This is a genomic window from Enterobacter sp. Cy-643 (assembly GCF_011752815.1).
Taxonomy (GTDB): domain Bacteria; phylum Pseudomonadota; class Gammaproteobacteria; order Enterobacterales; family Enterobacteriaceae; genus Cedecea.
Genome location: NZ_VWWV01000001.1, coordinates 328,392 through 348,664, shown reverse-complemented (window position 1 = coordinate 348,664; position 20,273 = coordinate 328,392). Strand labels below are relative to the sequence as shown.

The window sequence follows — 20,273 nt, the reverse complement described above, 5'->3', positions numbered from 1 at the left end:
TGCCGGGCCGCCTGGTTAATTTTTTTCAATCATATTGAGGATCAAATCAAGCGGGAAGATTATTTCACTGGTCTGTCTGAGTTCTTCCGTTGTCCACCAGCGGTGCTCCCGAATGACTTTCTTTTCGTTGTCAGTCCACCTCGCACGGTCAATATCTGATTTATCCACATGAAGGGTAAAGAAACGCTCTGCCGCAAGAACCGTTTCACCGCTGGGCAGCATCATTTCGAAGTCTCTGGCTGCTATCTGCTGTCCTGCCGTGGTTCTTGTTAACCCCGTTTCCTCAAAGAGTTCTCGCAAAGCGGCCTGTTCATATGATTCACCGTGTTCAAGCCCTCCGCCCGGCGTTGCCCAGTATGATTTTCCACGCAAAGCATCCTCTGTATGGCAGAAATTAAACAGCAAGACATGATTTTCTGGGGAAATAACTATCCAGCGAGAGGATGGTCGAATACGCACAAAACCCCCTGATACAGGTTATTCATCATTATGTGAAAGTGGACTTAGAATCGTGCATAGATTTACGGCAATATAATATCAGAAATGAGGCAGTTAGCCGGAAACCGTCCCGTTCCCCTCGCCCTTACATATTTTTATATCCATTGATTTTACTGTTACGGCGGTCTGCTGACTGAATACTTCTTTCTGCTAAAGCGGGGGAAAGCACTGCCGGACGGAATCAAAGAGGCAGATCCGCACCCGGTCGTTTTAAAATTGACTACAAAACCTGATGTTTGAAGCGAGCAGGACGATAGCTTGCAGGAATCTCTTCGTGCCTGCCGTCGCGTATTTCTTCAGCAACCAGTCGTCCTATTGTCGCCGCGCAGGTCACCGCCGGATGCATAACGGCGACATACACTCCCCGGCTCTCGTCAGTAAAACCAAGCACTGGATGCCCATCCTGAGGCACAGGGCGCTCTCCCACCGAGTAATGCATCAAAGAAGCCGATTCTGCCCCCCGGAGATGCTTTCTGACTGAGGCCTGAGCGGCACTCACGGTTTCTGTCACCTGGCCGCTTTCCGGATAATCCTCGGCGGCCAGGAGATCTCCGTTGTGGGCATGCCTGACTTCTATCTCGTTCCCGGCGATGAGCGTGTTGACTACCCGTTGAGGGACGGCAAACCGCAGCAATATAGCGGGGGATGTCAGAACGGGGACGTGAGTTCCCATCCGCTGAGCCAGCGCGGGAATACCTGCTCCGCAGGCCAGCACCACACAATCCGCCTCCCATTGCCCCTGACTGGTCTGAACGCCTGTGACTTTACCTTCGGTGGTGCAGATAGCCGTCACGGTCGTTTGCTTGTGCAGGACGACGCCCATCCTACAGGCGTGTTCCAGTATGGCACGCGTCGCCTCGGCGGCATCCACGGTTCCGTCTTTTGCTGCATAGCGGGCTTCCGGGGGAGGACATACCATCGCAGGTTCAAGGCTGGCTATTTCAGACCTGTCGACCAGGCGTTCGCCCGGCAAACAGGCCTGAGGGGCTGCGTCGTATTTCAACGAACCACTCCAGCTAATCTGCAGGTCAGGGATTTGGGCCTGCAGTCTGCGCCAGTCGGCAAATGCGGCTCGCCGGAGAAACACATCCGCCGCATCATCACTGACCGCACCGGTCAGCCAGCCAAACGCGCTGCCTGTCGCCCCGGAGGCAGGCTCATGTTGTTCAATCAGAGTGACGTCAAATTCAAGACGGGCCAAATGCCACGCGATTGAAGCCCCGACGATCCCGGCCCCCACTACAACTATTCTTTTTTTGCTTCCGACCACGCCGGCCTTCTCCTGGGGGTAAGAAATTCAGGCCATGATGCGAGATTTAGGGGGTACGGGCAAGCTACCAGAATTGCGGCCCGTTACCCTCGAGATAAACCGGGCCTGAAAACAACAGCAGATTAAAGATTCGCGCTGCGTAAAGCGGTGCAAAAGGCGCAGTTGCAGCCCGCAATCGGGATGATTTTGGTGATGTCGTAGTTGGCTTCAGAAGGGATCGCATGCCCATTGGCGGCGTTATTGTTCACCTTCGCCGTCTGTTCAGGGTGAACAGAGGAATTAGAAACGAATGCCGAGGCATGGAATGAGGTCGCTAACAATGTCGCCCCCACGATACTTAATACTTTCATTTTTTACCCGCCATAGAACGCAAAAAAATCACTCTAGCGTGAGCAGATTTTGAACACCAGAAGCGGTCACTGAAAAAAGTGTGCATATTTATGTCTAAGGTCAGAAGGCGGCAATAGCTGGTCTTGTCTCAAACAGTAAAGCCCCTCGCGGACTGAGATAGGGGCACGAAGTGGAAAAGACTCGCGACCCGGGGCAGTGTATTAAAGAGAGTCTTATAGTCACTTTCATTCGGAGCTTATTATGAATATTGCATTTCTTGGTCTGGGCGGCATGGGGCACCCTATGGCGCGTAATTTGCTCAAAGCTGGCTATGATGTCAGCGTCTGGAACAGAACCCAGTCTGTGGCAGAAACATTGGTCAGCGAGGGGGCTTCCGTCCTCACCGCCCCTTCAGCGGCTGCAGACTGCGATATCGTCATTTCAATGCTGGCCGATGATAATGCCACTCGTGACGTCCTGTTCAGCCAAAACGTATTAACCACCCTGAAGCCCGGTGCGCTGGTGATAAATATGGCCACCATCTCGGTCAGTTTAATCCGCGAATTAACGGAAATTTGCCCTGACCGTCATCTCTTTTTCATCAATGCGCCAGTATTGGGTCGGGTGGAAGTGGCGGACGCCGGTAACCTGAACATTTTGGCTTCCGGCGACGGGCAGCAAATCGATCGCGCGCAGCCGCTCTTTGATGTGATGGGGCAAAAAACGTGGCGTTTTGGGGATAAACCTGAAAATGCGTGCGCCGCAAAACTGGCCACAAATTTTGTTCTGGCAAGCGCCATTGAGGCGTTAGGCGAATCCTGCGCCCTGGTTGAATCCCATGACATCAATGCCAGCGATTTTATTGCTATGCTGACAGGCACGCTTTTCTCTGCCCCGGCCTACAAGGGCTATGGCGCAATGGTCGCTGAAGAACGCTACACGCCGGTAGGCTTTAAGCTAACGCTTGGGCTCAAGGATATGCTTTTGGTTCAACAGGCCGCTGAGAAGAAAAATGTCCCTATGCCCTTTGCCAGCGTGATGCGGGACAACTACCTCGAAGCGATCGCCGGCGGCGACGGAGATTTAGACTGGTCAGCCCTCGGGAATGTAACCCGCAAGCGAAGCAGATTGCGTTAAAGAGTAACATGCTTGCCCCAGTGGGGAGTTTAGTCTTACCCGGCCTAAAGCTCCCCGTTTTTACGCTCGGTAAAATACTGCGCTGGCGTGCTGCCCATGGTTTTTTTGAACATGGTGATAAACGCATTCACGGATTCGTACCCCAGCTGCGCCGCCACGTTTTGGACAGATACGCCGCTGGCCAGCTCCTTCAGGGCAATAATCAAATGCAGCTGCTGTCGCCACCGCCCAAAAGTCAGCCCCGTCTCACGTACCATCAATCGAGCCAGGGAGCGTTCACTGAGCGCCAGCCGTTTGGCCCATGCTTTTAAGGTGCTGCGGTCCTCGGGTCGGCTGACCAGCGCGTCGGCCATTGCGCGTATTTTGAGATTAGCCGAAACGGGTAAGCTGAAATTCTGCTGCGGCATCGTCGCTAATTCATCGAGCGTCACTCTCGCAAGCCGCGCCGCATGGCTGTCGGGGGCATACTCCTCGCTCTCACAGGTTAAGCGTCCCACCAGGGCTTTGATCAGCGGGGAAATCGCTAAAGTGCAGCATTTTGACGGCAGCGCAACGGCGCCGGGCGCCACGAACAAATAATCCAGATGCGCGTTCCAGGTCGCTTTCGCGCTGTGGGGGACACCCTCGGGGATCCAGACCCCGCAATCGGGCGGCACTATCCATATCTCATTTTCCGCCCGGCAAACTACCGCCCCGTAAAGTGCAATAATGAGCTGCCCCTTCCGGTGGACGTGAACCGGCACCTCTTCTCCGTAATCGACAAAATCGAGGCGGCGCGCTATCGCCGGGCTTAGCGCGGGATCGGGATCGTACAGGCTCGTGGCGGGCAGTGGCTTCATGCTGATTGGCAACATTTAGGGATTTTTTGACAGAATAGGATATTTAGCGATATCTGTAACGCGGCAATAATGGCCGCCATGAATAAAATAAACGCCGGCCACCTCGCCCCTTTGTGGGGAAAGCGTGTGACACCCGCTCTGCTGAATGACGCTCACGCCCTGCTTTATGCAGCCAAAAGCTTTGCGGCTGCCATGCTGGCGTATTACCTCGCCTTGTCTATCGGGCTGGGAACGCCTTCCTGGGCCATCGTCACCGTCTATATCGTGTCGCAAACAACGGTCGGCTCCTCGCTAAGCAAAGGGGTTTATCGCCTGGCGGGCACGGTTGTCGGTGCCGCAGCGACCGTTTTGATTGTGACGACGTTTGTGAATATGCCGATTCTGTGCAGCGTGGTGCTCACCGGCTGGATTACCCTGTGCCTCTATTTCTCGCTGCTTGAGCGCACGCCCCGCGCCTATGCCTTTGTATTAGCGGGCTACACGGCGAGCCTGATCGGCTTTCCTGCCCTGCACGATCCCGGTTCAATTTTCGATACGGCCATCACCCGCGTGCAGGAGATTTCGCTGGGCATACTCTGCGCGAGCCTCGTTCACCGCTATGTTTTGCCGAAGCGAATCGCCGGGCTGTTTAACGCCAAATTCTCAGAAACGCTGCACTCGGCGCGGCAAGCCGTGGCAGCTTCGCTGAGTGACGGGCCGTCTTCAGGCGCAAAACACCTTCACATGGCCCTGCCGCTTCAGCTTTTACAGACTCTCAATCACCATGTTCCCTTTGACTTTGCCCTTTCCGTGCCTGTCAGGGAGGCAAGAAAAAAACTGCACGATAAGCTTACTCGCCTGCTAGTGGTGAATAGCGAACTGAGCGAACGCCGGCAGATGATAAACGCGCTGGATCCTCGGCTGCTGCGGCTGGAGAACGAAGTCCGAAGCTGGCTGAACGATGAACCTGAAATCACGGGTGAAGCGCTGGACAAACAAAGTTCAGCGTTAGCGAAAATGTTAGCTGCAGCGGCACTTCAGCCAGAAGATGTGCTGCAGGCGAGTCTAGCCGCTTATCTTTGTGAGGCCATCACTCTACTGCTGCAGTGCGAGAAGTTGTATCAAACGATAGCGCAGTCACCCCAGCCCCTGGAAAACGAGCCGGCAGCCAAAGGCTATGTGCTGCATCGCGACGGTCTGTCCGCGGCCAGGACCGCGCTGGGTGCCTTCACGCTGGTGTTAGCCGGATGCCTGGCGTGGATTTACTCGGCCTGGCCGGACGGGGCCACGGCGGTATCGGTAATTGGGGTTTGCTGTACGCTGTTTGGCAGTTTCGACACGCCCGCGCCTCACCTCATCAAATATGCCATTGGCTCGCTCTACGGCGTGGCGATAAGCCTGCTCTACAGCTTTGCAATTCTGCCGCAAATCACCACGTTCAGCGTGCTGGCCGCCGCACTGGCCCCCGTCTATTTGCTGGCAGGATCGCTGCAGGCCAACCCCCCGACGACGTTTATGGCGATGGGCATCACGCTCACGCTCCCCATTTTATCCGGGCTGGGCCCCCACTACGGCGGTGACTTCGCTGTAGCGCTCAATACAGCCACCGCATTATTTATTGCTATCGGCTTTGCCGTGTTCGGCATGGGGCTGCTGCAAACCGTACAGGCCGACGCGGCGATAGATCGCCTGCTTCAGCTCTGCCACCGCGACGTCAAACTCAGCGCCAAAGGCGCTTTCACCCCGGATGAAGTGGTCTGGACCAACCTGATGATCGACAGAACGGCATTGCTGCTGCCGCGCCTGCAGCGCAGCGAACAGTCCGCAGAGCAAATCCTTAACCAAATGCTCCACTACCTGCGCACTGGCCTCGCCACGCTGCATCTGCGGCAGTTGCAGGTTCACCTCAACCGGGAAACCGCCGCCCAGATTCATGAGCTGCTTGGCCTGCTGGCCTGCGAAACAGACCTCCGAAAAATACAGGCAACTGTTTTTGCACTGATAAACGCGCATTCTCCGGCGGCGAATGCGCTGACCCGGCGGCTTAATCGCGGACTAATAGATTTGTACTGCGCACTGAATATTTCAGGTAAGGAGTCGGCCGATGATCGGTGACGTAAATATTGGCGGGGTTTATCTGCCCGGCCTGCTGGTCATCGCGCTTGTCGCGTTACTCTGCACTCTTTTTCTGCTTTCGCGGCTGATGCTCAGCGGGGTATATCGCCGCCTGCCCTGGCGGCCACTGATTGATTTCGCTGCTTATATTTTTACCGCATTCCTGCTGCTGCAGGGGTTGAACGCCCAGGGGTTTATCGTATGAAATCATTTTTGGCTCTGACAGGCCGCTACGCGCTGACGCTTCTCGCCACCGCCGCGGCTCTGTTTATCGCTTTTACGATGTGGAAGCATGAATCGCAAAAACCCTGGACGAGGGATGGCCGGCTTCGCGCCGACGTGGTGCAGATTGCGCCGGATGTCTCTGGCCCGGTGAGCAGCGTGGCCGTGAAGGACAACCAGTGGGTGAACCGCGGCGATATTCTCTACGCCATTGACCCGCGCTGGCTGAAGCTCGCCGTCAGCAGCGCCCGGTCAGAAGTTGACGTAAAGCGCCACGAAATGCTGATGCGCCAGGATTCTGCCGCGCGGCGCACGCAGCTTCAGAGCGTAATATCTAAAGAAGATTTACAGCAAACCCGCAGTGCGGCAAACGTGGCCGTCGCCAACTATCAGGGGGCGCTGGCGGCGCTGGAGCTTGCGCAGCTCAATTTAGCTCATTCCATCGTTAAATCCCCGGTGGCGGGCTACGTGACGCATCTCAGGCTCAGCCCTGGCGACTACGCCACCGCAGGCGTGACAAAAGTTGCCATCATTGATGCAAAAAGCTTCTGGATTGTCGGTTATTTTGAGGAGACAAAACTGCGACACATCCGCGTGGGGAACCGCGCGCAGATAGCGCTGATGGGCTTCGACGCAGTGATACCCGGCCATGTGGAAAGCATCGGCCACGGTATCGGCGACAGCAACGATGAAACAGGCGACCTCGGTCTGCCGGACGTTAACCCTACCTTTAGCTGGGTGCGTCTTGCGCAGCGGGTACCGGTACGCATCCATATCGACAGGCTACCGGCAGGCATTGAGTTAGTGGCTGGCTTATCCGCGAGTATTTCCGTCACGCCTTAGCGCGCTGAATCTGGCTGAACAATGCTATTATCGCGGCCAGGCTAACAAACCCAGAGATAACCATGAACAACGAAATCGACCTGAAATATTACGACATCGCGGACGAGTACTCGACGGAAGCGGCAAAGCCCGTTGCCGAGGATGAGCGTGATGCCGTGGCGCGCTATTTCCAGCTGCTGATTACCCGCTTAATGAACAACGAGGAAATCAGCGAAGAAGCGCAGGGCGAAATGGCCGTTGAGGCTGGCCTTGCCGAACAGCGGATTGACGAAATCGCTGAGTTTCTGAATCAGTGGGGCAACGAGTAATTTCTGCCGCGATACATTTCCCCGTCAGAACGGGCTGCCGCATCTGGCAGCCACCGGTTCGCCGCTGACGGGGTGAACAAAATGCAGTTCGCTGGCATGCAGCATCAGCCGCGGCGCTCGTTCCGTGCCCGGCAACGCCAGCCCGCCATACAGATCGCAGCCCAGGATCGGGTGGCCCAGATAGTGTGCATGGATGCGTAGCTGGTGAGTTCGCCCGGTTTCCGGCGCAAATTGCACCCTCGTTAACGGTAGCTGCGCGCCATTCTCCAGCTCACGATAAAACCGCTCAATCACCTTGTAACGAGAGCGGGCGGGCTTGCCGCTGACGGCGCAAATCGACATCAGCGGAAACAGCGCCGGATCTTTGGCAATCGCCGCGTCGATCACTCCTTCCTCTTTTTCAAGATGCCCGCAAAGCAGCGCGGTATACACCTTGGCAACAGAACGCTGGCTGAACTGCTGGCAAAGCAACGCATTGACTGCCTTATTCAGCGCAATCACCATCAGCCCGGACGTGCCGAAATCCAGGCGATGCACCAGCGTGCAGCCGGGGAATATCTTCACCAGCCGATGGTGCACCGAGTCAAGATTCTGCGGGTTTTTCCCTGAAAGGCTGAGCAAGCCGGAAGGTTTATTGATCAACGCCAGATGCTCGTCCTGATAAAGAATTTCTATCTCATCAAAACAAGGCGGGGCAATAAACGTATCAATAATCGTAGACATTGGGCTGCCCGGCTAGAGAATGGAGCCGGATGATAGCGAATTTCACGAAGCCAGGCTAATTTAGCCCCGCAAAAGGGGCCATTAAGGCCCCTGTTTAAACTTATCTGGCTGAACTATTTGTCCTCGCCGGTAATATTTTTCACTTCCTCTGCCGTTGCGGCCGGCGCGCCGTTGCCCCAGGAGCCGCGCACGTAGTTCACCACGTCAGTCATCTCTTTGTCCGACAGCACGCCTTTGTAGCCTGGCATCATGAACGGAATAGTGCCCTGGGTTTGCGGCGTGTGCGCCCCGTCGGCAATCACGCGGATAAGCGAGGACGGATCTTTCGCCATTACCGCCGAGTTGCCCACCAGCGACGGCACGTTAAAGTCCGTGCCCTTCCCGTCCGGGCTGTGGCAGGTGGAACAGTAGCGCATGTAGAGGGTTTTACCGTCGGACGGTTGAGAAACCACGGCAGCATTCACCGGCGTCGCCGTTGGGTTTTGCGGCTTGAAGTTGGCGATATACAGCGCGATAGCTTCCAGGTCGGCATCCGTCAGGTACTGGGTACTTTGGGTGACCACTTCCCCCATTGGCCCAGCAATAGCGTGATGCTGGCTGCGGCCTTTGCTCAGCAAGTCTTTCACTTCCTGGATGGACATATTCATGCCGCGCAGGGAAGGCGCATACCAGCCGTCGATCATCGCCCCGCTCAGGAATTCCGGGCTGGAATCATCGTAGCCTTTCTCCTGCATCGCCATGCCGCGCGGCGTATGGCAGGCGCCGCAGTGGCCCGGCCCCTGCACCAGATAAGCCCCGCGTTTGATTTTCTCCGCGTTATCTCCGCGGGCTTCAACCACCACGCCGCCGGATTTCACGTCATCCACGAACAGGCCGTTCCAGACGCGCAGCGGCCAGCGGGCCGACAGCAGCAGCGGAATATCATTCTCTTTATTGGCGGTCGCCGCCGGGGCAACGTCCTGCATAAAGTAGTCGTACAGCGCCTTCACGTCTTCATCGGTCATTTTGGCGTAGGAAGGATAAGGCATCGCCGGGTAAAGGGCGTGGCCATCTTTGGCTATCCCCTGGCGAACCGCCTTCTCGAAATCTTCGTAGCTGTAATTGCCAATGCCGTGGGTTTTGTCCGGCGTGATGTTGGTGGCGTAGATATCCCCCACCGGCGTGGAAAACTTTTTGCCTCCGGCCATCGCCTGGCCGCCGTCTACGGTGTGGCAGGCGACGCAGTCTGACGCGCGCGCCACATACTCACCTTGCGATACGGCAGCGTAGCCGCTGGCAGAAAAGAGGATCGAGATAGCCGCTAAAATACGTTTCATTTTCTGGTTACCCCATCGCCACAAGTTCGTTGACTGCGCGCCATGCCTGGTCGATAGCCGCGTGAGCGTAAGCGCTCCAGTCTGAGTCAGAGTTAGCAATCGTGATGCGGCCTATCGGCTGGCGGGCACGGTTGATAATTTCCGGCATCTTTTCCATATCATCGCTGAGCGAGTTTGCGTAGTAGGCGTAGCCATGCGCCCAGCGGTTGACCGTGATGGCCGCAATATCGCGCTCGTGGTCAAAGCCGGTGTGGCCTAGCATCTCCTGCAGCTGAGAGCGGATCATCTGCTCGTGGGCTTCAAAGGTAGAACCCAGCAGGAATGCACGGCCCCGGCGGAACTGCTCGCGCGGAGACATGTTGCTGCCCGGATAAGTCGGCACATACACCATGTGGATACACATCGGGTCGTCCGGCGTCTGCGGGTGATGGTAATCGCCCATGCTGACCGGGTAATCTAGCTTCACGCGGCTGTACGGCGCTGCCGGGGAATAGAATTCATGCACGCCGGTGTTTTTGAAAGCACGCCAGTTGTTGACCACCACGTTGGTGTAGACCAGCGGCGCTTTGACGTTGAGGCGCAGATCTTCTTTCTGCTGCTCCGGCGCCTCCGGCACGATGTACGGGATCATCATGTTGTAGCCCGCCATGATGGCGTTGCGGCTCTTCACGCAATGCAGCTTGCCGCTCTGATTGTTGATATAGCGCACCACCACGCCGTTATCGGCATTGGCGGCGTTAATCACGCTGCTGTTGAGGCGAATGCGGGTACCGTTTTCCGGCCTGTCCAGCAGCTCGTAGTGCAGCCTTGCGGTGACGGAATCTTCCATCGTACTGCCCGGCAGCGCGTCAGGAATCAGTTTGCGCACCATCAGGCGCGTCAGCCCGGCGTTGCCATCCGGGAAGTGGTAGGTGTATGGCTCTTCGAGGTCGGCCAGCGCTTCGCCGTCCAGCGGCGGTAAATTCATCGCCTCCATGCCCGGCAGCGCGCAGGCGCGCGCGTCGCTGCAGCTCACGCCTTCAATGCCGATGGCGAAGAAGTCGTTGGTACGCTGCTGGAAATACATCAGCGCCATTTTGCTTAAGCCGACTTTCTTCTCAAGGAATTCATGATAGCTGTGGGTATCCAGCCATTCGCTTTTCTGCTCGACCGTCATGCCTGGCAGGTAATCGGCAGGGTTGACGTGCAGATCCAGCAGCGCCTTGCGGTCTGCCTCGCTCAGCGGGAAGTCATTGATAAAGGCTTCGATGCTGCGGCCATTGAGCCTGTCCGGCGGAATATCGTCCGACACCGCGCGACCGGGGTCGCCGCTAACGATTTTGGTTTCACCGAAGTTCTTTTTGTCGAAGAACACGCCGCGGCTCAGGTTCTGGTCCGGGTAGAAAGTGGCGTCAAAGCTGCTTTTCATTCGCGTGATGCTGACGCCCAGAGAATCCATCAGGCCGTGAACCACCGGGCTGAAGTTGCTGTTCGGCGACTGGAATGACTCGCTGCCGCCGTAACCGAGCAGGGTTTTACCGCCGACGTTGAACTGGTTACGCTTGGCGTGACCGCCGAAGTCGTCGTGGTTGTCGAAGATCAGGATTTTGGCCTCCTTCCCCATTTTTTCGCGCCAGAAGCAGGCCGCCGCCAGGCCGCTGATCCCGCCGCCGACAATCACCAGGTCGTACTCTTCTTCTACCGGCAGCTTACCGAAGTCGAATTTTTCGTGCTCGCGGCCAAGGGCGTGCGCCATTTCGAACGAGCCAGGGTGGTTGCCGCGCAGACCCGTTAGCCCCGGCGGGTAGTAATCTGCATTTATCACGGCGCTGCCGGGTGCTTTGCCGTTTGCCCTCACCAGTTCCAGAGGCGTTAAACCAGAGACAATTGCAATTGCCATCCCGTTAAGAAAGTCACGTCGGGTAATAGACATAGATAACCTTTTTTATCAGTCTGTTAGACATATTATTCACTAAATGATAACAAACTCACTGCCGCTTCGCTACGCGATAAGCCTGTTAACTATAGTGTCTTTTCTGGTAACGGGTTGCCGGTGCGCCGCCCGCGGGTAACGACCAGTAAGCGACGTGCTGCGGGCTATTGCCGAGGTTTGAGCTCTTCGTCGAGTTTCTTCGAGTCGTAGTAATCGCCCTGCCAGGTAATTTTGCCGTGGCTGACTTTGATAAAGCTCACGCCTTCAAATTTGATCGGGTTGTTGGTTGCCGGGCTGCCGCCCCACTCGCCGCTGTTGGTGCCGGTGAACGTCCAGCGGAAAGCGATGGTGTCGTGGTTATAAACCGGCTCGCTGGTCATCTGCCAGTGCAGATCCGGCACCGCTTTAATAAACGCGCCAATCACCTCTTTCTCGGCTTTTTCTTTCCCTTCAACCGGTGTGCCGACGGCGGCGTCGTAATAAACCATGTCGCTGGCAAGATACTGGGCCGCCTGCCCGGCCTGGTGGGCATTCCACGCGGCCATATAATTTTTCACGACGGAAAGCGGAGCGCTTTCGGCCAGTGCCAGGGTTGAAAAGAAAAACAGCGACAGCGCAACAGCATTAACTCTTTTCATCGCAGGGATCCTTATTCAGTGATGTCGCACATGATGTGTTTGATGCGGGTGTATTCGTCGAGGGAGTAAGACGAGAGGTCTTTGCCGTAGCCGGACTTTTTAAACCCGCCGTGGGGCATTTCCGCGCACAGCGGGATGTGGTTGTTGATCCACACGGTGCCGAAATCGAGACGGGTGCTAAAGCGCTGCGCCCGGCTGTGGCTGCTGGTCCAGACGCTTGCCGCCAGACCATACTCTACGTCGTTGGCTCTGCTGAGCGCTTCTTCTTCGCTGCTGAAGGACTGGATAGTCATCACCGGGCCAAAAACTTCATGCTGGATGGCCTCATCGCGCTGCTTCAGCCCGGAAACGATCGTCGGCTCAAAGTAGAAGCCGGGACCCGCGCCCTTTTTGCCGCCGGTTTCAATTTTTGCATGGGCAGGAAGCCGTTCAATAAAGCCCGTCACCTGCTCCAGCTGGTTGCGGCTGTTGAGGGCGCCATACAAAGCCTCGCGATCGTCCGGCTCGCCGAAGGTGATTGATTTGGTTTTCTGAATCAGCTTTTCAAGGAAAGCGTCGTAGGCGGAGGCTTCAACGATGATACGCGTGGCAGCGGTGCAATCCTGCCCGGCATTAGAGAAACCGGCAGCGGTTATCACCTCGACCGCTTTGTTCATGTCCGCATCGGCAAACACCACCACCGGCGCTTTGCCACCTAATTCGAGGTGCGCTTTGGTCAGGTTGGCGGCAGCAGAGGCGGCAACCTGCAGCCCGGCGCGAACGGAACCGGTGATCGACACCAGCGAGGCTTCCGGGTTGGATACCACCAGCGAGCCCGTCCCCGCTTTGCCCAGTACCACGTTGAAGGCGCCCTGAGGGAACAAAGGTGCCGCAATTTCGGCCAGAATCAGCGTACTGATAGGCGTCGTATCGCTCGGTTTCAGCACCACGGTGTTGCCCGCCGCAAGCGCCGGAGCGATTTTCCATACCGCCATCATGAATGGGTAGTTCCACGGCGTTACCTGCCCGACAATGCCCAGCGGTTCACGGCGAATGGTTGAGGTAAACCCGGCGGCATATTCCCCGGAAGCTTTTCCCTCAAGGCAACGGGCCGCCCCGGCAAAGAAGCGGATAGCGTCGCAGGACGCCGCGATTTCATCGCGCTCGATAAAGTGTTTAAGCTGCCCCGTTTCCTGACTTTGCACCTCCACAATCCGCGCGGCATTACGTTCAATTTCATCGGCAAGTTTCAGCAAGGCACGCTGCCGCTCGGACGGCAGGGAATGTTTCCATTCCGAGAACGCCGCTTTTGCCGCCGCGTAAGCCAGGTTAACTTCTTCCGCGCCGCCGTCAGGGGATTGCGCATAAACCTCGCCGTTGACCGGGCTGACCAGGTCAAACAATGTGGCTGGCTGGCCCGCCACATAGTGCCCGTTGATAAAATGCTTCAGGGTTTGCATCGCCTTCTCCTAAAGTTAAATATAAACAATATTATGTAATATCTTTTGAGTGGCGACTTTTCAATCTGCGCTTGATAGCAACATGATCAACCCCACAATTTAACAACATTTTTACATTGCAATGCCGGGAAAGCGGTGAAAACCGCCGTTTCTGGTAGCCCGTCGATGCCTTTCTTAAAGGCCCGGGCTGTGCTATCAATAACCGTTGATTCAGGGAATTTTAATCAGAGAGCACTATGATTACTCATGCAGTAATATTCGCACCTATAGGACAGGCAAGTCGATCCGATCAAATTGTGCAGCGGCTTTCAAATGCAATTATTACTGGTTTGCTTGAGGCAAATGAGCAGCTTCCAAATGAGGCTGACCTTGCCAAAATGATGGGCGTTTCCCACATAACAATACGCGAAGCCTTAAATACGCTGCGGGCCAATAATTTAATCCACACCATTCGTGGGAGAAATGGCGGCAGCTTTGTTTGCGAAAATAGCGGCGAATTTCAGACGCCACTTCACCCTTTTAAAGCCATCAGCTCCGACTATATTTCTGACCTCGGCGAAATGCATTGCGCCATCATTAGCCATAGCGCAAAGCTGGCCTCCAGGCGCATGACCGGCGCGGATATCACCCGGCTGCGGGAATTTGTTGAAGCGCTGAAATCTGCCGGCACGCCGGAGCTAAAAACTCAGGCGGATATGCGTTGCCTGCTGGCACTTTCCGCCAGCTCCCAGTCAGCCAGGCTTGCCAACCAGGAACTGCTGCTGCAGGCGGAATGGGCTTCACTGGTGGCCATTCTTTATCGCGATGAAGCCATTCATCGGGAAGTGATTGATGTTTACACCGAATTGATCGCCGCGCTGGAAACCCATCACGAGCAGGAGGCGGTGCGGTTAGCCACGCAACTCATCGACACCTTCACCTTCTATCTCATTGAAAGCAAATTAAAATATAAATAAAACTGACACAACAACACGGGCATCGCCATGAATGTACCTGCAAGCCTCATCCCTTTTACCCGTAAAATCGACGACATCATTACCACCACCATCCAGGCAACCATTGCGCTTGCCGGGCAGGTTGAGTCCACGCTGACCGCGTTTCACGGCGACGATCATAAATTGCTCCTGGATCCCGCGGTAAAAAGAGCTATCCAGGAACACATTAAAGAGACGCTGAACGAAACGCCTTACTGCTCAGGCTCCGGCTTTGCCAGCCACATTGCAGGCAGCACGGAAGAGAAAGAGTACTGGCTGCTGGAGTGGTGGTACAAAAAGGCTGACGGCGTGAAAAAGGTGAATCTCGACCTCGATCAGGCCACCCAGCAGCGGCTGGATTTCAGAACCTTTGAGTGGTTTAAAGACGCGCAGGAAAATGGCCAGGCATATATTCACGGCCCTTATGTCGATTACGTCTGTAATACGTCTTATACCTTAACGTCAGCGATGCCGGTTTATTTGCACCAGCGTTTCATCGGCGTGGCGGCAATTGATGTGCTGGTCAGCGAAGTAGAGGAAGAATTACTTCCGCTGTTCAATAACCACAAAGTTATGCTGACTAATTTAGATAAGCGGATTATTTTCTCTACTTATCCTAAATACCGCGTCGGTGAATTATTGAATACCGCTGAGGCGGCTGAAGTCTATAACACAGAATACTGCACGTTATATGAGCTGATTAAAAAAGGGCCATAAGGCCCTTAACGTTGCGGACAAAGTGGAAAAAAAGGGCCCGAGGGCCCTGGATTAATATTCGCGAGAGAGATTTAGCCGTTTGGCGTATTCTATGGCGTCATTCTCAGGCGCATCGGAGTGGCCAAACGGTCTGGCAATAGACATATAAATCAGCCCCGAGCCGATAACCAGCGCCAGGCCAATCAGCACCGTCCAGCGGTCGATAAAGGTTGCGCTGTCCGCAGGCTGGGCCAGCAGCCAGATCCCGCCGATACCGTAGGCCAGCGCCAGCACGTTCACCAGCATGCCCCATGATCCCAGCGTCCATTCTCCCGCAGGCTTCCAGCCCTTGAGGCGCTGGCGCAGCGCGGCCAGGATCACCATCTGGAAGGAGACGTAAATCCCTATCACGGCAAACGCGGTGATCCGGGCAAGGTTATCCGGCTGGAAATATACCCAGACGCAAATCACCATCGGCAGCAGGCAGCTTACCAACATCGCATTGTCCGGCACGCTATGCTTCGAGATCTTTGCCATCCACTCGCTGCCCGGTAGCATTTTGTCGCGAGAGAACGAGAAGATCAGGCGACTCAGCGCGGCCTGCAGCGACAGGATACAGGAGAGCATCGCCACAATCGCAATCACAATAAACAACGTGGCGCCCTTTTCGCCCAGCGCATCATTCAGTATCGCCGGGATCGGATCGGCTATTTTGCCGTTCACGATGTTCATCAGATCCGGGGAGGAAAGCAGGTAACCGAGGATAGAGATCACCGCTGAGATCGCCCCGAAGACAATGCTAAGGATCATCGCCACCGGGATTTTACGCCCCGGGTTTTTCACCTCTTCCGCCACGTTGCCGCAGGCTTCGAAGCCGAAAAACATAAACAGACCCATTAGCGAGGCCGACATAAAGGCCGTGCCGTAGCTGCCGTCTTTCGCCAGCGCGCCCATGGCGTCAAACACCACGGAGAAAGGCTGATTGCGGTGGAAAATCAGCAGGTAAATGCCGAGGGCAATGACGCTGATGATTTCGCACCAGAAGCCGAATCTAGCAACTCTCGCCAGGTTTTTCGTCCCGGACATGTTGACGCCCATCATGATGGTGAGCAGCACCACGGAAGTGAGCAGCATCGCAAACGGCGTGTCGCCGTAATGGAAAAGCGAGGCCACGAAGGTCGAGGTGTATTCCACGATAGACGTAATAGTCACCACCAGCGCCCAGAGGTAAATCCACGCGGCAATCCACGCGTATTTCTTCCCCCACAGCCTTCTGGCCCACGGATACAGCCCGCCGGTAATGGGATATTGCGAAGCCACCTCGCCAAACACTAAGGCAACCAGCAGCTGCCCGCAGGCGGCAATCAGGATCCACCAGATGGCTGGCGGCCCGGCGAGGGTTATCGCCAGCGCAAACAGGGAGTACACCGCGGTCAACGGTGAGAGGTAGGTAAAACCAAGCGCAAAGTTCGATACCAGGCCGATGGAGCGGTTGAACTGCTGGCCCTTCTCCGGCTGGGGATCGGTACTTTTTGTAGCAGATGTCTGTTCCATATGTCTTTCTCTTTAGGGGCATAGTTGCAGGCAATGGCTACATTTTATAAAACATATTAAGTTATATGTATATTGTGCTTTGTCACAATTTTGTTAGATATAATGTTATTGTATTGTTAAATTCAGAAAGCAAAAGAAACAGGGATGAAAGCCATCTCAGAGGTGGGAAAAGCGTCAGCCACGGTGTTCGCGGGGCACCGGTCACCCAGCACTCCGCCTGCAGCGCAAAGCGCGTTTATCTGGCAAAAGCCTGCACGCCGATTCCCTGAGAGATAAACAGGTTGCGGATTGCCTGCGCCATAGCAAGCGCCCCCGCGCTATCGCCATGAACGCAAATGGAGTCGGCCAGGATGGGGGTAAATACACCTTCGACTGACGCCACGCCGCCCTCGGTAATCAGCTGCAGCATACGCGCGGCAACCTGCCCGGCATCGTGCAGCACAGCACCGGGTTCACGTCTTGACACCAGCGAACCATCGGAGTGATAGGCCCGATCGGCAAAGGCTTCGCTGACGGTAGTCACGCCTTTTTGCTGCGCCCACGTCAGCAGCGGTGAGCCTGCCAGCACCACCAGCGGCAAAGAGGCATCAAACGCCAGAATGGCATCCAGCACCGCATCGGCCTGGCGCCTGTCATGCGCGATAGTGTTATACAACGCCCCATGCGGTTTCACATACTGAACACGCGTTTCCACTGCCTGAGCCAGCCCCTGCAACGCGCCGATCTGGTAAATGACGTCCGCCGTCAGTTCGTCGCTGGCAATATCCATATTGCGCCGCCCAAACCCGACGAGATCCGGATACGCCACGTGCGCGCCCACGGCAACGCCCTGCACTTTTGCGGCGCGTAGCGTTTCGAGTATGCCCGCAGGCGACCCGGCGTGAAAACCGCAGGCCACGTTGGCGCTGCTGACAATTCGCAGGATCGCGGCGTCATCCCCCATTGTCCACTGGCCGAAGCTTTCACCTAAATCACTGTTTAAATCGATATTTTTTTTCATAGTCAGCCTTTACGCAGCGGCTTATTTTTTATCAACAGCGCCAGGACGAAGCCCAACACCATAACGCCCGCCGAAATTATAAACACGGAATGAATCGCTGAGCCAAAAGCCTGCAAATAATCGTTACGGATCGCCGCAGGCAGTTCGTGTACCGCCTGCGCGCCAGGCTGGCGCGGCAGTGGCATCCCCGCCTGGGACGGCGAATAAGTTCGCCCTGGCGATTTGCTGAGAGTGCAAAGATACCTGCTTAACCGCCGCCTGAACTGCATCAAAACGCTGAAAAGCGATTTAATTCGTTACTGGCAAATTGATCCTGTCGCCTCGCGTTGTGGGCTGAGAGATAACCAGAAACTCAACCTCTTTATCTGAATCATTACGGGCCTGATGTTTTGCCTGCGGCGGGATCGGAATGCCCCTGCCCGCCGGCACCACGTAAGACTCTCCTTCCAGCTCCATCGTCAATTCCCCGGATAACACAAAAAAGAATTGTTGAGCCGCTGAATGGTAGTGCCTAAGCTCCGCCCGCGCCGCCGGCATACGTTCATGAATCACGCTTAGTGCAGAATCTTTTAACAGGTGCCATCCATCACAATCTCCGCCCCAAAGATAGTGTTCCGCATTTTCTTTTGAAACGATCACGATCTCTCCCTTTTAACGATAAAAATTTATAAATTTTAGGGTAAGCAAAAATACTTATTTTTAGATGAAAAATATCACTAAAAAAATCGATATATCCTAATGTTTTTAATGAAGTAAATAAGGTATCACCCACACCCAATTAAAGTTCAAAAAACAGACAACTGTCACAATTTTGAGACACTTGTTTTCATTTTTAATTTGGGAGTACATTAGCGCCGTCCGGGTAAGGTTTTACCTCCGAATACCAGATGAAGCGGCGACAAAAGCGTTTTGCGGCTTCAGCTTATTATGTACCTGTTGAGATGCGCGTCAGCGCGGAGCGATGTGAAGTGAAATATTTTCTGATGGGTATTTCTGTGATTGTTGTGTTGTGGGCCGGTACCTTCTTCCTGATGGTTGAATAAGCCTTCACAAACAGCAGCGCAAAAAGAACAGGAGCCAAAGGGCTCCTGTTTTCGTTTCATTATTCGGCGTTTTCTGCGGCATTTTTCGGCAGCGGCGGCAACAGCCCGTCAGCCCTGAACATCGCCTTAATACCGCGCACGGCCTGGCGGATACGATCCCGGTTTTCAATCAGCGCGAAACGAACGTGAGTGTCGCCGTAGTCGCCGAAGCCAATCCCCGGTGAAACGCAGACTTTCGCTTCCTGCAGCAGCTTCTTGGCGAACTCCAGCGAGCCCATCGCCGCGTACTGTTCGGGAATTTTTGCCCAGACGTACATGGACGCTTTCGGGCATTCCACCATCCAGCCCGCTTCGTGTAACCCTTTCACCAGTACGTCCCGACGGCGTTTGTATTGCTCTGCGATATCGCGCACGCACTGCTGATCGCCTTCAAGGGCGGCAATCGCGGCCACCTGCAGCGGCGTAAAGGTGCCGTAGTCGTGGTAGCTCTTAATACGCGCCAGCGCGCTGACCAGCTCCTGGTTGCCCACCATAAAACCGATGCGCCAGCCCGCCATGTTGTAGCTTTTTGACAGCGTGAAAAACTCAACGGCCACGTCGCGCGCGCCGGGCACTTCCATAATGGAAGGCGCTTTCCAGCCGTCATACACAATATCGGCGTAAGCCAGGTCATGAATCACCAGCACGTCGTACTGCTTCGCCAGCGCCACAACCTTCTCGAAAAACTCCAGCTCCACGCACTGGGCGGTTGGGTTAGACGGGAAGCCGAGGATCATCATCTTCGGTTTCGGATAACTTTCGCGAATGGCTCGCTCCAGCTCGGCAAAGAAGTCCACGCCTTCCACCAGCGGCACGGAGCGAACCTGCGCCCCGGCGATCACCGCCCCGTAAATATGAATCGGGTAGCTTGGGTTCGGCACCAGCACGGTATCCCCGTGATCCAGCGTCGCCAGCATCAGGTGTGCCAGCCCTTCCTTCGAGCCAATAGTCACAATGGCTTCGCTTTCCGGGTCGATATCCACGTCATAGCGATCTTTGTACCAGCGAGAAATGGCGCGGCGCAGACGGGGAATGCCTCGAGAAGTGGAGTACCCGTGCGTGTCTTCACGCTGCGCCACGGTGCAAAGTTTTTCGACGATGTGCGGCGGTGTCGCCCCGTCCGGGTTGCCCATGCTGAAATCAATAATGTCTTCGCCGCGGCGTCGCGCAGCCATTTTCAGCTCGGCAGTGATGTTAAAAACGTAAGGGGGCAAGCGATCGATACGCGAAAAACGACGTTTTGGACTGGAGTCAGCCATAAATTCCTCAGAGTAACGTGAGCGCCCGGACCGTCCGAGCGACGCTGCCACGCGATGTGGCCTGTTTTGAAAATAGCCTGAATAAAAATCGCCTGTCGAGGGGGAAATGAAAATATTTTTTCCGTGACACAAAATAGGA

The 20,273-nt window shown here is 55.5% G+C and carries 22 protein-coding genes; 8 read left to right on the top strand and 14 right to left on the bottom strand.

Annotated elements, in window-relative coordinates; all coding sequences use genetic code 11:
- Positions 1-15 precede the first annotated feature (15 nt).
- The 3 genes from F3J29_RS01665 to F3J29_RS01655 form a co-directional block, all read right to left on the bottom strand.
- Positions 16-459, bottom strand: a complete 444-nt coding sequence (locus F3J29_RS01665; RefSeq protein ID WP_166862507.1) for an NUDIX hydrolase — start codon at positions 457-459, stop codon at positions 16-18.
- A 259-nt stretch (positions 460-718) separates the two neighbouring features.
- A complete protein-coding gene (locus tag F3J29_RS01660; protein ID WP_166862505.1) occupies positions 719-1,768 on the bottom strand; it encodes an NAD(P)/FAD-dependent oxidoreductase in 1,050 nt (349 codons plus the stop codon).
- A 122-nt stretch (positions 1,769-1,890) separates the two neighbouring features.
- Complete coding sequence (locus tag F3J29_RS01655; RefSeq protein ID WP_166862503.1) at positions 1,891-2,118, bottom strand: hypothetical protein; 228 nt, start codon at positions 2,116-2,118, stop codon at positions 1,891-1,893.
- A 241-nt stretch (positions 2,119-2,359) separates the two neighbouring features.
- Here F3J29_RS01655 and F3J29_RS01650 point away from each other — a divergent pair, with 241 nt between their 5' ends.
- On the top strand, positions 2,360-3,235 hold the full coding sequence (locus F3J29_RS01650) for an NAD(P)-dependent oxidoreductase (protein WP_166862501.1): 876 nt from the start codon (positions 2,360-2,362) through the stop codon (positions 3,233-3,235).
- 44 nt (positions 3,236-3,279) lie between these two features.
- Here F3J29_RS01650 and F3J29_RS01645 read toward each other — a convergent pair whose 3' ends face one another.
- Positions 3,280-4,074: an AraC family transcriptional regulator gene (locus F3J29_RS01645; protein ID WP_166862499.1), complete on the bottom strand. Its 795-nt coding sequence runs from the start codon at positions 4,072-4,074 to the stop codon at positions 3,280-3,282.
- Positions 4,075-4,152: 78 nt separating this feature from the next.
- On the opposite strand from F3J29_RS01645, the gene F3J29_RS01640 reads away from it, so the two are divergent.
- The 4 genes from F3J29_RS01640 to F3J29_RS01625 all read left to right on the top strand — a co-directional run bounded on the left by F3J29_RS01640 (position 4,153) and on the right by F3J29_RS01625 (position 7,541).
- Positions 4,153-6,168 (top strand): FUSC family protein, encoded by a 2,016-nt coding sequence (locus tag F3J29_RS01640; RefSeq protein ID WP_166862497.1) that lies wholly within the window; start codon positions 4,153-4,155, stop codon positions 6,166-6,168.
- Entirely contained in the window at positions 6,158-6,373 is a 216-nt protein-coding gene (locus tag F3J29_RS01635) for a DUF1656 domain-containing protein (RefSeq protein ID WP_166862495.1), read from the top strand. Before F3J29_RS01640 ends, F3J29_RS01635 begins: the two co-directional genes overlap by 11 nt.
- Positions 6,370-7,233, top strand: coding sequence for an efflux RND transporter periplasmic adaptor subunit (locus tag F3J29_RS01630; RefSeq protein ID WP_166862493.1), 864 nt, complete (start codon positions 6,370-6,372; stop codon positions 7,231-7,233). The genes F3J29_RS01635 and F3J29_RS01630 overlap by 4 nt, the downstream gene beginning before the upstream one ends.
- 62 nt (positions 7,234-7,295) lie before the next feature.
- Positions 7,296-7,541, top strand: a complete 246-nt coding sequence (locus F3J29_RS01625; protein WP_166862491.1) for a DUF2543 family protein — start codon at positions 7,296-7,298, stop codon at positions 7,539-7,541.
- A 24-nt stretch (positions 7,542-7,565) separates the two neighbouring features.
- Here F3J29_RS01625 and F3J29_RS01620 read toward each other — a convergent pair whose 3' ends face one another.
- From F3J29_RS01620 to F3J29_RS01600, 5 genes are all read right to left on the bottom strand, one after another.
- A complete protein-coding gene (locus F3J29_RS01620) occupies positions 7,566-8,264 on the bottom strand; it encodes an RluA family pseudouridine synthase (RefSeq protein ID WP_166862490.1) in 699 nt (232 codons plus the stop codon).
- 113 nt (positions 8,265-8,377) lie between these two features.
- Positions 8,378-9,580, bottom strand: coding sequence for a cytochrome c (locus tag F3J29_RS01615; RefSeq protein ID WP_166862488.1), 1,203 nt, complete (start codon positions 9,578-9,580; stop codon positions 8,378-8,380).
- Positions 9,581-9,587: 7 nt separating this feature from the next.
- Positions 9,588-11,492 carry an NAD(P)-binding protein gene (locus F3J29_RS01610; protein WP_166862486.1) on the bottom strand — a complete coding sequence of 635 codons (1,905 nt, stop codon included), beginning with the start codon at positions 11,490-11,492 and terminating at the stop codon, positions 9,588-9,590.
- A 164-nt stretch (positions 11,493-11,656) separates the two neighbouring features.
- Positions 11,657-12,130, bottom strand: coding sequence for an ester cyclase (locus tag F3J29_RS01605; protein WP_008459641.1), 474 nt, complete (start codon positions 12,128-12,130; stop codon positions 11,657-11,659).
- Between the two features lie 11 nt (positions 12,131-12,141).
- Positions 12,142-13,569, bottom strand: a complete 1,428-nt coding sequence (locus F3J29_RS01600; RefSeq protein ID WP_166862484.1) for a gamma-aminobutyraldehyde dehydrogenase — start codon at positions 13,567-13,569, stop codon at positions 12,142-12,144.
- Between the two features lie 236 nt (positions 13,570-13,805).
- Between F3J29_RS01600 and F3J29_RS01595 the strand changes: the two genes are divergently transcribed.
- Both F3J29_RS01595 and F3J29_RS01590 read left to right on the top strand, forming a co-directional pair.
- A complete protein-coding gene (locus F3J29_RS01595; protein WP_166862482.1) occupies positions 13,806-14,525 on the top strand; it encodes a FadR/GntR family transcriptional regulator in 720 nt (239 codons plus the stop codon).
- A 27-nt stretch (positions 14,526-14,552) separates the two neighbouring features.
- Positions 14,553-15,260 carry a cache domain-containing protein gene (locus F3J29_RS01590; RefSeq protein ID WP_166862480.1) on the top strand — a complete coding sequence of 236 codons (708 nt, stop codon included), beginning with the start codon at positions 14,553-14,555 and terminating at the stop codon, positions 15,258-15,260.
- Between the two features lie 51 nt (positions 15,261-15,311).
- On the opposite strand, the gene F3J29_RS01585 is transcribed toward F3J29_RS01590, so the two are convergent.
- The 4 genes from F3J29_RS01585 to F3J29_RS01570 form a co-directional block, all read right to left on the bottom strand.
- The gene (locus F3J29_RS01585; RefSeq protein WP_166862478.1) at positions 15,312-16,793 is read right to left on the bottom strand and encodes an APC family permease; all 1,482 of its coding nucleotides are present in this window, start codon (positions 16,791-16,793) and stop codon (positions 15,312-15,314) included.
- Positions 16,794-17,028: 235 nt separating this feature from the next.
- Positions 17,029-17,793, bottom strand: coding sequence for a LamB/YcsF family protein (locus tag F3J29_RS01580; protein ID WP_166862476.1), 765 nt, complete (start codon positions 17,791-17,793; stop codon positions 17,029-17,031).
- A gap of 2 nt (positions 17,794-17,795) precedes the next feature.
- Positions 17,796-17,978: a hypothetical protein gene (locus F3J29_RS01575; RefSeq protein WP_502706543.1), complete on the bottom strand. Its 183-nt coding sequence runs from the start codon at positions 17,976-17,978 to the stop codon at positions 17,796-17,798.
- A 103-nt stretch (positions 17,979-18,081) separates the two neighbouring features.
- Positions 18,082-18,432, bottom strand: a complete 351-nt coding sequence (locus tag F3J29_RS01570; protein WP_166862474.1) for a cupin domain-containing protein — start codon at positions 18,430-18,432, stop codon at positions 18,082-18,084.
- 248 nt (positions 18,433-18,680) lie between these two features.
- On the opposite strand from F3J29_RS01570, the gene ypdK reads away from it, so the two are divergent.
- Complete coding sequence (ypdK, locus tag F3J29_RS22635; protein ID WP_205246623.1) at positions 18,681-18,836, top strand: membrane protein YpdK; 156 nt, start codon at positions 18,681-18,683, stop codon at positions 18,834-18,836.
- Between the two features lie 59 nt (positions 18,837-18,895).
- On the opposite strand, the gene alaC is transcribed toward ypdK, so the two are convergent.
- Positions 18,896-20,134, bottom strand: coding sequence for an alanine transaminase (alaC, locus tag F3J29_RS01560; protein ID WP_154188715.1), 1,239 nt, complete (start codon positions 20,132-20,134; stop codon positions 18,896-18,898).
- Positions 20,135-20,273 lie beyond the last annotated feature (139 nt).

What these genes read in the sequence shown, in the direction of transcription:
- alaC (WP_154188715.1), bottom strand. Translation starts at nt 20,134, where the DNA reads ATGGCTGACTCCAGTCCAAAACGTCGTTTTTCGCGTATCGATCGCTTG.
- F3J29_RS01585 (WP_166862478.1), bottom strand. Translation starts at nt 16,793, where the DNA reads ATGGAACAGACATCTGCTACAAAAAGTACCGATCCCCAGCCGGAGAAG.
- F3J29_RS01590 (WP_166862480.1), top strand. Translation starts at nt 14,553, where the DNA reads ATGAATGTACCTGCAAGCCTCATCCCTTTTACCCGTAAAATCGACGAC.
- ypdK (WP_205246623.1), top strand. Translation starts at nt 18,681, where the DNA reads ATGAAGCGGCGACAAAAGCGTTTTGCGGCTTCAGCTTATTATGTACCT.
- F3J29_RS01580 (WP_166862476.1), bottom strand. Translation starts at nt 17,793, where the DNA reads ATGAAAAAAAATATCGATTTAAACAGTGATTTAGGTGAAAGCTTCGGC.
- F3J29_RS01575 (WP_502706543.1), bottom strand. Translation starts at nt 17,978, where the DNA reads ATGCCACTGCCGCGCCAGCCTGGCGCGCAGGCGGTACACGAACTGCCT.
- F3J29_RS01620 (WP_166862490.1), bottom strand. Translation starts at nt 8,264, where the DNA reads ATGTCTACGATTATTGATACGTTTATTGCCCCGCCTTGTTTTGATGAG.
- F3J29_RS01640 (WP_166862497.1), top strand. Translation starts at nt 4,153, where the DNA reads ATGAATAAAATAAACGCCGGCCACCTCGCCCCTTTGTGGGGAAAGCGT.
- F3J29_RS01630 (WP_166862493.1), top strand. Translation starts at nt 6,370, where the DNA reads ATGAAATCATTTTTGGCTCTGACAGGCCGCTACGCGCTGACGCTTCTC.
- F3J29_RS01605 (WP_008459641.1), bottom strand. Translation starts at nt 12,130, where the DNA reads ATGAAAAGAGTTAATGCTGTTGCGCTGTCGCTGTTTTTCTTTTCAACC.
- F3J29_RS01615 (WP_166862488.1), bottom strand. Translation starts at nt 9,580, where the DNA reads ATGAAACGTATTTTAGCGGCTATCTCGATCCTCTTTTCTGCCAGCGGC.
- F3J29_RS01595 (WP_166862482.1), top strand. Translation starts at nt 13,806, where the DNA reads ATGATTACTCATGCAGTAATATTCGCACCTATAGGACAGGCAAGTCGA.
- F3J29_RS01600 (WP_166862484.1), bottom strand. Translation starts at nt 13,569, where the DNA reads ATGCAAACCCTGAAGCATTTTATCAACGGGCACTATGTGGCGGGCCAG.
- F3J29_RS01650 (WP_166862501.1), top strand. Translation starts at nt 2,360, where the DNA reads ATGAATATTGCATTTCTTGGTCTGGGCGGCATGGGGCACCCTATGGCG.
- F3J29_RS01610 (WP_166862486.1), bottom strand. Translation starts at nt 11,492, where the DNA reads ATGTCTATTACCCGACGTGACTTTCTTAACGGGATGGCAATTGCAATT.
- F3J29_RS01635 (WP_166862495.1), top strand. Translation starts at nt 6,158, where the DNA reads ATGATCGGTGACGTAAATATTGGCGGGGTTTATCTGCCCGGCCTGCTG.
- F3J29_RS01655 (WP_166862503.1), bottom strand. Translation starts at nt 2,118, where the DNA reads ATGAAAGTATTAAGTATCGTGGGGGCGACATTGTTAGCGACCTCATTC.
- F3J29_RS01625 (WP_166862491.1), top strand. Translation starts at nt 7,296, where the DNA reads ATGAACAACGAAATCGACCTGAAATATTACGACATCGCGGACGAGTAC.
- F3J29_RS01645 (WP_166862499.1), bottom strand. Translation starts at nt 4,074, where the DNA reads ATGAAGCCACTGCCCGCCACGAGCCTGTACGATCCCGATCCCGCGCTA.